8 protein-coding genes and 3 tRNA genes are annotated in these 10,444 nt (G+C 70.4%); 3 read left to right on the forward strand and 8 right to left on the reverse strand.

The window, feature by feature from the left end:
• Positions 1–89: 89 nt before the first annotated feature.
• From AB0I04_RS20400 to AB0I04_RS20420, 5 genes are all read right to left on the reverse strand, one after another.
• Positions 90–2,291, reverse strand: coding sequence for a DUF3488 and transglutaminase-like domain-containing protein (locus AB0I04_RS20400; RefSeq protein ID WP_360886536.1), 2,202 nt, complete (start codon positions 2,289–2,291; stop codon positions 90–92).
• Positions 2,288–3,415 (reverse strand): DUF58 domain-containing protein, encoded by a 1,128-nt coding sequence (locus AB0I04_RS20405; RefSeq protein WP_360886538.1) that lies wholly within the window; start codon positions 3,413–3,415, stop codon positions 2,288–2,290. The genes AB0I04_RS20400 and AB0I04_RS20405 overlap by 4 nt, the downstream gene beginning before the upstream one ends.
• Positions 3,416–3,417: 2 nt before the next feature.
• On the reverse strand, positions 3,418–4,407 hold the full coding sequence (locus tag AB0I04_RS20410) for a MoxR family ATPase (protein WP_360886540.1): 990 nt from the start codon (positions 4,405–4,407) through the stop codon (positions 3,418–3,420).
• Positions 4,407–6,524 carry a hypothetical protein gene (locus AB0I04_RS20415; protein ID WP_360886542.1) on the reverse strand — a complete coding sequence of 706 codons (2,118 nt, stop codon included), beginning with the start codon at positions 6,522–6,524 and terminating at the stop codon, positions 4,407–4,409. The genes AB0I04_RS20410 and AB0I04_RS20415 overlap by 1 nt, the downstream gene beginning before the upstream one ends.
• Positions 6,525–6,827: 303 nt before the next feature.
• A complete protein-coding gene (locus AB0I04_RS20420) occupies positions 6,828–7,547 on the reverse strand; it encodes a winged helix-turn-helix domain-containing protein (RefSeq protein WP_360886544.1) in 720 nt (239 codons plus the stop codon).
• A 140-nt stretch (positions 7,548–7,687) separates the two neighbouring features.
• Here AB0I04_RS20420 and AB0I04_RS20425 point away from each other — a divergent pair.
• The 3 genes from AB0I04_RS20425 to AB0I04_RS20435 all read left to right on the forward strand — a co-directional run bounded on the left by AB0I04_RS20425 (position 7,688) and on the right by AB0I04_RS20435 (position 7,955).
• Positions 7,688–7,760 (forward strand) — tRNA-Gly (locus tag AB0I04_RS20425).
• Positions 7,761–7,786: 26 nt separating this feature from the next.
• Positions 7,787–7,857 (forward strand) — tRNA-Cys (locus tag AB0I04_RS20430).
• Between the two features lie 23 nt (positions 7,858–7,880).
• A tRNA-Val gene (locus tag AB0I04_RS20435) sits at positions 7,881–7,955 on the forward strand.
• Between the two features lie 50 nt (positions 7,956–8,005).
• Here AB0I04_RS20435 and AB0I04_RS20440 read toward each other — a convergent pair.
• From AB0I04_RS20440 to AB0I04_RS20450, 3 genes are all read right to left on the reverse strand, one after another.
• Positions 8,006–8,236 carry a hypothetical protein gene (locus AB0I04_RS20440; protein ID WP_360886546.1) on the reverse strand — a complete coding sequence of 77 codons (231 nt, stop codon included), beginning with the start codon at positions 8,234–8,236 and terminating at the stop codon, positions 8,006–8,008.
• 746 nt (positions 8,237–8,982) lie between these two features.
• Positions 8,983–9,237: a hypothetical protein gene (locus AB0I04_RS20445; RefSeq protein WP_360886548.1), complete on the reverse strand. Its 255-nt coding sequence runs from the start codon at positions 9,235–9,237 to the stop codon at positions 8,983–8,985.
• 235 nt (positions 9,238–9,472) lie between these two features.
• Positions 9,473–10,087, reverse strand: a complete 615-nt coding sequence (locus AB0I04_RS20450; protein WP_360886550.1) for a hypothetical protein — start codon at positions 10,085–10,087, stop codon at positions 9,473–9,475.
• Positions 10,088–10,444 lie beyond the last annotated feature (357 nt).

Below are 10,444 nucleotides of genomic sequence, written 5' to 3' on the forward strand. Positions count from 1 at the left end.
GGACATCGCAACTCTCGGCGCGGGGCGCGGCTCGACACGGGCGCGAAGGGCCACAGAGGGCGGCTCGCCGCAAGCGCCGCCGACCGGGTTCAGCGCAGGCTCAGGGAGCGGGGGTGCAGCCGGCGGCCGAGGCGCCGGAGCGGGCCGACGGTGCGCCGGACCAGGCGGGTGATCGCGTTGGCGTGTTCCCAGGCGGCCTGGGCGGCGCCGGGCGCGGGCGGTGCCGCGGCGTACTCGGACCGGTTGACCAGGTCGGCGAGGGGGCGCAGGTGGGGTTCGGCCCCGGCGACCCGTTCGGCGCCGTACTCGGCAATCTCGTGGGCGGCCAGCGTCGACGTGGCGGGCAGGCCGACCGCGCGCAGTTCCTCGCGGGTCTGTTCCCAGGCGCCGGTGATCCGCTCGGCGGGTGTGTCACCGCCGCGCCTGCGGCGTCGCCGGAGCACCGGGACGATCAGCACGCCGAGGACGTACAGCGCCGGCAGCGCCGGGCTCGCGGCGAGGACGTACACCCACCACGGCGTCGACGCGGCCGCGGGCGCGCGCCGGGGCGACGTCTTGGGCGGGGACGCGCCCGGGCCGTTGCCGGATCCGCCGGCCTTCTTCCGGGCCGCGGCGTTCTTCTGCGCCGCCTCGAGTTTCTGCTGCGTCTCCCCCGCCGGCACCCCGTCGGACTTGCCCGAGGTACCGGCCTGTTCGGGCGTGGGGAAGAACGGCACCCAGCCTAGGCCGGTGAAGTCCACCTCGGGCCAGACGAGCACGTCGCCGGAGCGGACCTGCCAGGATCCGTTGCCGCCGATGCCCGGCCGGAAGCCGACGACGATCCGGGTCGGCAGCCCGATCGAGCGCGCCAGGACGGCGTACGCGGTGGCGAACTGCTCGGAGGTGCCGCGCTTGGACCGGGTAAGGAAGTAGCGCAGCTGCGCGTACGTGTGGCCGGGCAGGCCGGTCACGTCGTACTTGGCCGCGGTCCGCAGGTAGTCCGCGAGCCTCGCGGCGCGCTGGAACGCCGTGTCCTGGTCCTTGGTGATCTGCTCGGCGAGCTTGCGGAACTCGGGCACCTGGGCGGTCTTCGCGGTGGTCCCGGGCGACTCGGGCAGGGCGGTGGCGGCCTGGGCCTCGGCGTCCCGGGCGGGTTCGGCCGCGGCGAGCCGGTCGGGGTCGTAGTCGCGCACCATCGAGGTCACCGTGTACGCCTGGCCGGAGCGCAGCGGCTGCCCCGCGGTCAGCACTCCGCTGATGGGGTCGGTCGTCACGGGGAGGCCCTCGATGGACCGGGGGCGGTCGGCGGCGGGCACCCACACACCCGGCAGGTCCTGGATGGCGAAGTGCTGGACGACGCGTGTACGGCGGACGTGGTCGTCGTCCGGGATGCGGCTGCCGGCGGGGACGAACCGCGCGCCCGAGGTCCAGGTGACGCCGTCGAAGCGGTCGAGGACGGCGAGCCGCCAGTCCTCGGGCGCGCCGGCGTGGACGGTGAACATCTGCTGGTCCGGGGTCTGCAGCCAGGCCGACACCCGGTCGAGGGGGCTGATGCTGTCGCGCTGCTGTGGCGGCGGGGCCTTGACGGTCGCCCGTGGATCGTACGCCTCGCCCTTCATGGGGAGGTACGGTCCGACCGCCGCGGCCAACAGGCCCAGCGCGGCCGCCGCCGGGACTCCGGTGAGCAGCCACAGCGGCCGTCCGCCGCTCCGTACGATCGTGAGCGCGCCGACGAGCCCGACGAGGGCGGCGGTGACGGGGAGGTTGGAGCCCGGCCCGCCCACGCCGAGCAGCAGGGCGACGCAGAAGACGGCGACCGAGGGCAGCGCGGGCGCGGCCTTCGTCTCCGTGCGCAGGGTGAGCTCGGCGCCCGCGTAGCCCGCCAGCCAGACGAGCACGTGCGGCAGGACGAGGAGTTCGGGCCGCCCGGGGGCGGGCAGCAGCGAGGTGAGCGTGCCCTTCCACGAGTCGCGGAGCGCGCCGCCGATCACCGTGAAGTCGCCGTGGAAGAGCGTCAGGCCGGCCACGAGCGTCCAGGCCGCAACGGTGGTCACGATCGAGATCCACAGCGGCCAGGTCCGGCGGCGCGGCCAGGACGGCAGCGCGGCGAGCAGCACGGGCGTGACGGCCGCGACGGTGATGACGGGTACCAGGTCGCCGAGCGCGAAGACCCGGTGGAACGCCAGCCCGCCGGTCGCCGCCAGCGCCACGACGATGACGAGCGCGGTGATGAGCCGTACCCGCAGGCCGGGGCCCGGCCTCGGCGCGGGCGGTTCGTCGGTTTGCGGTTCCGGGGGGGCCGTCGTCGTCATCGCGCGGCACCCTTCCAGGCGGCGTGCAGCTCCTCCAGGTCGGAGATCTCGATGAGCGCGACGCCGGGCAGGCTCGGACCGGGCGCCTCGGGACGGATCCGGACGCACACCACGCGGTCGAAGCGGCGGCGCAGCGCCCCCGCCCCCGAGATCTCGCCGCGGCCGCCGGTGACGAGCACCAGCGCCCCGCCCGCCCGTACGCGACGAGCCACCTCGACCGCGGCGTGCGCCACGTCCGTACGGGACAGGCGCGCCAGCCGATCGAGGATGGCCTCGACGTCGTGGGCACCGCCACGGGTCTCCACCAGCGGCCCGTCGCCGGTGAGGACGCGGACCGGGAAGTTCATGCGGGCCGCGCCGGCCGCGACGGACGCCGCCGCGTCGATGGCGAGCTCGAAGTCGTCCGGGTCGGCGTACGCGGCGGCGCCGGTGTCGACGACGATCGTCGTCTGCGGCATGCTCGCGTCGACGAGCTGGCGGACCATCAGCGTGCCGGTGCGGGCGCTGGAGCGCCAGTGGATGTGGCGCAGGTCGTCGCCGACGACGTACTCGCGCAGCGCGTGGAAGGTCACCGTGCCCGCCGGCGCGGTGTCCGACGTGGGCCCTTCCAGGTGGTGGTTGCGTCCGGAGGGCAGGAGCGGCAGCGGGATCGTCTTCGGGCGGACCAGGAGCGTCCGCGGCTCCCCGTACTCTCGGACCCGGCGGGCGAGCCCGAACGGGTCGGCGCGGACCAGCCGCAGCGGCCCCACCGGGATCTCCCCCCGCCGCTCCGTGGGCAGCCGATAGTCGACCGTCTCGGTCGCGCCGGGCCGCAGCACGGGCACCCGTACCTCGATCCGCCCGCCGCCGCACGCGTCGTACGCCCGCATCCCCGCCCGGCGCGCCCGGCCGGTGTTGGTGACGTGCAGGACGCCGTCGGCCGGCTCGCCGCGCGCCACCCGCAGCGGCGTGATCTCCCGCTCGACGGTGAGTTTCGGCTGCGGAAGCGTCCACAGCAACGCCGCCACGACGGCGAGGAGGCCGCCGACCGCGAGAGCGACCGGTTCCGGGTAGCCGAGGAGGGCGCCGCCGACGTACAGCACCGCCGACGCCGCGGCGACCCCCCAGCCGACCGGCGTGAGCACCCTCAGACCCCGGCGGACTGCGGCACCGGGACCCGGGACAGGACCTCGGCGACCAGCTCCGGCGCGGTACGGCCGCGCAGCTCGGCCTCGGGCGTGAGCATGAGCCGGTGCGCGATCACGTGGGCGGCGAGGGTCTTGACGTCCTCGGGGACGACGAAGGACCGGCCGGCGGCCGCCGCCCGCACGCGTACGGCGCGCAGCAGCGCCAGGCTCGCCCGCGGGCTGGCACCCAGGCGGATGTCGGGGTGGTGACGGGTCGTCGCGACGATCTGCACGAGGTAGTCGTACAGCTGCGGCGCGACGTGGATCCGGGACGCGAAGTCGATCATGTTCTTCACGTCGTCACGGCCGGCGACCTTCGGCAGCTGGTCGATCAGCGGCCCGGTCGGCGTCCCGGCCAGCACGGCGACCTCCGAGGCGTGGTCGGGGTACCCCATCGAGATCTTCATGAGGAACCGGTCGAGCTGCGCCTCCGGCAGCGGGTACGTGCCGTCCATGTCGACCGGGTTCTGCGTCGCGATCACCATGAACGGCCGCGGCACCGGATGCGGCCGCCCGTCCACGGTCACCCGCCGCTCCTCCATGACCTCCAGCAGCGCCGACTGGGTCTTCGGCGAACCGCGGTTGATCTCGTCGGCGACGACGATGTTCGCGAAGATCGGGCCGGGGTGGAACTCGAACTGGCTGTTGGACTGGTTGAAGATCGAGACACCGGTGACGTCCGACGGCAGCAGGTCGGGCGTGAACTGGATCCGCGTCCAGCGCGCGTCCACACTGGCCGCCAGAGTGCGTGCGAGGGTCGTCTTGCCGACCCCCGGCACGTCCTCCAGCAGCAGGTGACCCTCGCTGAGCAGGCACAGCAGGGCGAGCTCGACGTTCTCCCGCTTGCCGCGGATGACGCGCTCGATGTTGCCCGCGAGCGCGCCGAACAGCTGCGCGAACCGCCCTGCCAGTGCCTCCGCGTCAGGCGCCCCGTACGCCTCCACCGACATCAGCCGGCACACTCCCAGAGCGGGAGCCCGTTGTAGTTCTGCCAGTCGGGCTGCCGCGGCGTTTTGACCAGGTAGCCGATGATGTAGCCCTGGTGGCCGCCGTAGTGGATGTAGTCCCAAAGCTTGCCGGAGAAGTACGCCTTCCCGTTGCTGTGGGTGAACTGCCCGCCGATCTTCTGGCAGTCGACGGTAACGCTCTGGTTGTTGAAGTCGGTGATGTAGTTGCTCCGGTCGCTGTCATTGGCCGGGACCCTGTGAAGGAAGCTCTTGTCCCCCGGGTTGCCCGCGTTCTGGCCGGGGTAGTGCTGCGCCGGGCCCGTCAGCGTCTGGCTCGCGCTGGCGGACTTGCCGCCGGCGCCGTTGGAGGCGGTCACGTTGATGGTGTACGAGCCGTTCGTCCAGATGCTCGGGATCGTCAGCGACGTGCCAGAGAAGTTGTCCTGGGTGAAGGTCTTCGGGCCGGTCACCTGGACCTTGTAGGTGACGCCCTTGGCGTTCGGCGGGGCCTGCCAGCTCACCTGCGCGCCCTGCGCGGTGCCGGTGCCCGTGATGCCGCTCGGCGCGTCCGGCTGCGTGCAGGACAGGGTCGGATCGGTGTAGCCGGACTGGATCTCCGACTGGTGGTCGCCGTTCTTGTACAGCGCCGCCACCGCGAACTGGTACTCCTGGCCGCAGGTGCCGCCCTTGGCGGTGAACGTGTAGTCCGGCCCGTCCGCGGAGATCCGCCCCGGCGTGGCCGTCAGGCCCGCCGGCACGACGAGCCGATAGCCGGTCGCCGCCCCGCCACCGCCGGGCTGGAAGTCGACCTTGATGCTCCCGTCGGGCTGCGCCGCCGCCCGCAGGTTGGTCGGCTGGTTCGGCGGCGTCACCTTCGGCGGGTCCGGCTTGTGCTTCGGCGGCGTGATCGGCAGCTTCGGCAGCCTCGGGTGCACGGGCAGCTTTGGCGTCGGCAGGCCCTCGTCCCCGCCGCCGGCCTTCGGGATCGGGTTCTCGGAGCCGCCGGGCACGTCGCCGGTGTACTTCTGGATCGGCTTGTGGGCGCCGGAGCCGTCGACGACGACCGCCTTCGGGCTGTTCGGGTTGTTCACCCACAGCAGGCCGTCCTTGACGAACGCATCCATCGGGCCGGGCTTGCCGGTGACCGGGACCTGGGGGTCCATCCGGTTGGTCGCGGCGTCGTACACGAGGAGGTTGCCCGAGCTGGCGTCCGGGATGTAGACCTTCTGACCCAGCACCTGGGGCGTCTGCAACTGGTGGTTCGGCAGCTGAAGCGCAACGCTACTGAGCGAGCCGTTGCCCGAGTTGAGCACGATCAGGGACTTGCCGGCGAGCAGGGGCACCAACTGCCCGTCCGTGCTCGTCGGCGCGAACACCTTGTACTTGCCCACCTGGGACACGACCGAGGGCAGCTTCACCTTCACCTGCACGCCGTTCGCGCCCAGGATGAGGCTCTCGGCCGTGGTGAAGTCGGTGACGACGGCGGTTCCGCCGGCGACGGTGAGCTGCAGGTCGTCGCCGGCCCGGCCGACGCCCACCGGCTGCCCCGGACGGCTGCCCTGTACGTTCGCCGCCTGCCCGTTGGCGGTCGTCGGCACCCACAGGGTCGCCTTGGCGTCGATGGCGGCCGCGCCCAGCGGCCCGGTCAGGCTGATCGGATCGCCCTGGGTGGCCAGCGTCATCGGGTCCAACCGCTGCACGCTGCCCTTCTGATCGAGCGCGTACGCCGCCCCGGACCCCGACACCACCTGCATGCCGGCCGCGCCCCGATAGGCGACGCCCTGGACGACGTTGAGGTGCGCCGGGTCGACGCGGCTGACGACGCCGGTCGTCTCGTCGATGATCAGGACGACGCCGCCCTGCTGGACCACCTTCATCTTGTGGCCCGCCGTACCCGACAACGTCACCTTGCCGTCGACCTTGCCCGACAGACCGTTGACGTGGACGACCTCGCCCTTCTTCGACGACGTCAGCCAACCCCCCACGTCGGCGAGGTGGTACTTGGCACTGGCCATCCCTACACCGAACACGACGGCGGCAACGCACAGCGCCCCGACCGCACCGATCGCGATCAGGCCGGTCAGCCGATCACGACGGAAGAACCTACGCTCCCCGCTCACCGCTTTGTCACCTCTCCGCGCCCATACGTCGCTAGGGCGCATGCGACACCTTAATGTGTCCAGCCCTCTCAAACATCGTGAGTGCCAGATATCGGACGCAGCCACGTGACCAGTGGTTCAACCGTTCCCGCGGACACCCGCGTACGCCGGCCCCTGAACGCCGCGTTCGCCGGGCCGAGAGAGACGCCGGGTCCGGCGGCCGGCGCGGCCCCAGCCGATGCGGGCCCGCCCGGTGCGGACCCGCCCAGGACGGACCCGCCCGGGACGGATGCGCCCGGGACGGACACGCCCAGGGCGGCCGGCTCAGCCGAGGACGCAGCCGAACACGTCGGCCAGGCGGCCACGCCCCTTCTCCGTTACGAACAGGGCCCGCCGCGCCGACCCGCGCTCGAACCAGCCGTCCTCGATCATCCGGGCGGTGAGCGCCGCGCCGAGCGCGCCGTTCAGATGCGGGCGGCGCTCGGTCCAGTCGAGGCAGTGCCCGGCGAACCTCCGGCGCGCCCGGCGGACCGCGCCCACGTCGACGCCGATCGACTCGAGCTGCCGCTCCCCCTTGTCGGTCACCTCGTAGGTGGAGTTCGCCGGATCGTCGTACGACGAATCGACGACCTCGAGGAGATCCCGGCTGAGCATCGCCTCGAACAACGCGGAACCGGCCCGGCCGGCCAGGTGGTCGTAGCACGTACGGGCCTCCTGCAGGGCGCGCGCCTGCCGCGACTGACGGAGACTGCGGACCTCGACGTCGGGGCTGATCCGGCTGATCGCCTCGATGACGGCGGCCACCTCGGCGCCTCTCAGGCGGTAGTAGCGGTGCCGCCCCTGCCGTACGACGGTGACGAGATCACCGTCGAGTAGCTTGGCCAGGTGAGAGCTCGCCGTCGCCGCGCTGACCCCCGCCGTCCGGGCCAGCTCCCCCGCGGACAGCGGACGCCCGTCGAGGAGTGCCGTCAGCATCGAGGCGCGGGTCCGGTCCGCCAGCAGGGCCGCCACCGGCGCGATGTCGGAGTCGTACGGTGCTCGCATGATTCGACGGTACGCCCGGCACGCTTCGACGACCGTCGAAGGATCGACCCGCCGACGCCGCCGGGCAATCGAGTTGGGGGTTGGGCCGAGTATCCGCTAATGTTTAGCCCGTTGCCGGAGGGGGGACGCCCCACCGACACGCGGACGTGGCTCAGCTGGTAGAGCATCACCTTGCCAAGGTGAGGGTCGCGGGTTCGAATCCCGTCGTCCGCTCGGAGAGGTCTCCCAAGGCCTCACTCGGTGGAGTGGCCGAGAGGCGAGGCAACGGCCTGCAAAGCCGTGTACACGGGTTCAAATCCCGTCTCCACCTCTGAAGCACACTCTGCTTCGCGAGGGCGATTAGCTCAGTGGGAGAGCGCTACCTTGACACGGTAGAGGTCACTGGTTCAATCCCAGTATCGCCCACCACGTGAAAGTGCAGGTCAGAAGCCCTGCTTCTCTTCCAGAGAGGCGGGGCTTCAGGCTTGTCTGGGCGATATTTGGGCGATGATCTTGTCGCCCTCGCTCGCCTCGGCCTGTCGCCGCGCCGTCAGTCGATTGATCTGTTCTTGCATCTGCGGGTGGAGCGCGAGGAGTCGTGCGCGGTCCCGGCCGCGAAGGGCCAGCAGGGAGGCCTCCCAACGCTCCTGGAGCGTTTCCAGTACCCGGCGCTTCATCTCCGGGGTCACATGCTCGTAGACGCGGGCCATGCCGGGCATCTTGTGCTGCGCCGGCCGCATCCGCCGGCACGGCCGCCGCGGCCCCTGCGAAACGGGCCGCCGCCCCGCCGACCTTGTAGGACGTCCCGTCGTCGGTGACGACGACGGGACTATCCCCACGGGCGCGGGGCCGACGACCCGGCACACCCGCCCGGAACCGTGTGGCCCACACTATCCCCGCCGACGCGGGGCCGATCGGGACTGTGGGGCGCACCGTCCGTGTGAGCACGAACTACCCCCGAGGCGCGGTGCCGACGCGGCCAGGGCCGCACCCCAGCCCTCTGTGCCCCGTCGAACAATCCCTGTCGGCGCGGGGCCGACTCGCCGACATGACGAAGGAGTGATCGTGATCGGGAATCATCCCAGCTCGCGCCGGGGCCGACCACGCCTCGAAGCTGCCGTAACCCTCCGGCGGGGAACCATACGACCAAGACCTTGGCCGCCGTTGCCAGTAACCGTCACTGATGATCTCCTCATCGGTGACGATGTGACTTACTTCAAGGTCTTCCAGCGCCGTCTCGGTGGCGCTTGGCCGAACACCTGGAGACGGCAGAGAGAAGAAGCCAGTCACCCTCACAGGAGCGGATACGTCACGACCCGCCAGCACCGCACGGTCATACTGGAGACGATCACGCGGAGAGAAGTCGGCGACAGCATCCATGATCAAAGACTACGCCGCCGGCCCTTTGCATCCACGCCGCCCAGACCATGATCCGGAACATGTTCGGAACGGGTCGCTACCCGTGGCCGTTAATGACCCAGTAGTCGCAATAGTCGATGTTAGGCATGGTCATTTCACAGGTACCGCCTTCGGCAGCGGCCTCGGCATTGCAGTCGGCCCGCGCCGGGATCCTGCAAGCCTGGTCATTGTAGAAGCACTCTGCGATCAGCGTGTCGGCGCGCGCCGACGTTGCGATTGCCGCTGTCGCGATCATGCCGCCAATCGTGACTCCGGCGGCCGTCAGCGCGGCCGTGATTGATCTTCTAGTCATGTCGAAGCACCCTTCTGGGAGAGAATGGTCGCTTCAGGGAAACATTGTGTGGTGATCGAGGCAATCATTTTGGTTCTGGACCTAAGTCTCAGAGCCGACACCAACCATAGAGAGTGCCCTTTCGGTCCAGGCTGATTGTGTTCTGGAACACTGGATCATCCCAGCCGTCAGGGCACTCCCGTTGAATTAATCTATGCCAATTCCGAATGAGGGAATTGTCCTGTACGGATCCAGGTCAGCCGAACGCTGCAAGATAGCACGCGGCGCCCGCAATCTTCCAAGGTACGCCAGTGCCTATCATTGCGGGCGTGCACACGGCAAAGGCCTTCGTCGCGTTTGCGAAGGCAGCGGCCCACGTCGACCAACAGATCGAATTCTGCAGCGCGTTACCGTAGCCCCACGCCTTGAGCTGCTCCTTGCAGCCCGTCGCGCTGTTGTTGGGCGTCACTTTCGACCCCGGTGCGCTGGCAGGGGCAGAGGCTGCGGCGGCCCGTTTCGCAGGGGCCGCGGCGGCCGTGCCGGCGGATGCGGCCGGCGCCATCGCCAAGCCTCCACCGACGAGGGTGACCGCAGTCAGTGCAGTGGCAGCGCCGAGGCGGCGGCCGGAGAACGGTTGCCTCACTTGGTACTCCTTTTCCTTGAGGATGGTGCCAGTGGCACGAACAATCTCGATCGACAGTCGGCCAGTGGCGTGAGCTATCGCGCAATGTGGCGGAGGGTCCTTGCCTGTTAGCCAGTTGTCGACAGTTGTTGTGTGCTCCTTCTTTTGTTTGTGCCGATGGTGGGTTTGGAGCTCTTGCGGTGGTTCGGTCACCCTTGCCGGACCGGCCGGACCGGCCGGAACGGTCACCCAGACCACCCCCTGGGACAGAGGGGGCAAGGTCACCCGGTCGTGTGACCGGTCTCGGCCACCTAGTCCGGTCGTATGACCCGCCCTTGCAGCACGATCACTCTGCGGGAGGAAGTCGTAATATCGATCATGTCGTAGTGTGATCGCTTGGATTTGTGGCGTTACTATCAGACCGGGCCAGGTCCTCGTTGGAGCCCTCCTTCCTGGCACTTGACGAAAGCGGTCACGACCTTGACCGCCTTGAACATCGTCCGTAGACAGGAGCGAGGGCTCCAGGCAGAATCGCTGGCAGAAATTTCGGCAGTTTCACCGCGAATCGGGGGATCGGGTGCGTGGCCAGTCAGACGCAGGACTTGG

Origin of the sequence: Actinoallomurus sp. NPDC050550, from assembly GCF_040655075.1 — a bacterium.
Taxonomy (GTDB): domain Bacteria; phylum Actinomycetota; class Actinomycetes; order Streptosporangiales; family Streptosporangiaceae; genus Actinoallomurus.

Bases quoted from the DNA above. Each gene is read 5' to 3' on its own strand.
- AB0I04_RS20400 (WP_360886536.1), bottom strand. From the start codon at position 2,291: ATGACGACGACGGCCCCCCCGGAACCGCAAACCGACGAACCGCCCGCG.
- AB0I04_RS20410 (WP_360886540.1), bottom strand. From the start codon at position 4,407: ATGTCGGTGGAGGCGTACGGGGCGCCTGACGCGGAGGCACTGGCAGGG.
- AB0I04_RS20420 (WP_360886544.1), bottom strand. From the start codon at position 7,547: ATGCGAGCACCGTACGACTCCGACATCGCGCCGGTGGCGGCCCTGCTG.
- AB0I04_RS20440 (WP_360886546.1), bottom strand. From the start codon at position 8,236: ATGGCCCGCGTCTACGAGCATGTGACCCCGGAGATGAAGCGCCGGGTA.
- AB0I04_RS20445 (WP_360886548.1), bottom strand. From the start codon at position 9,237: ATGACTAGAAGATCAATCACGGCCGCGCTGACGGCCGCCGGAGTCACG.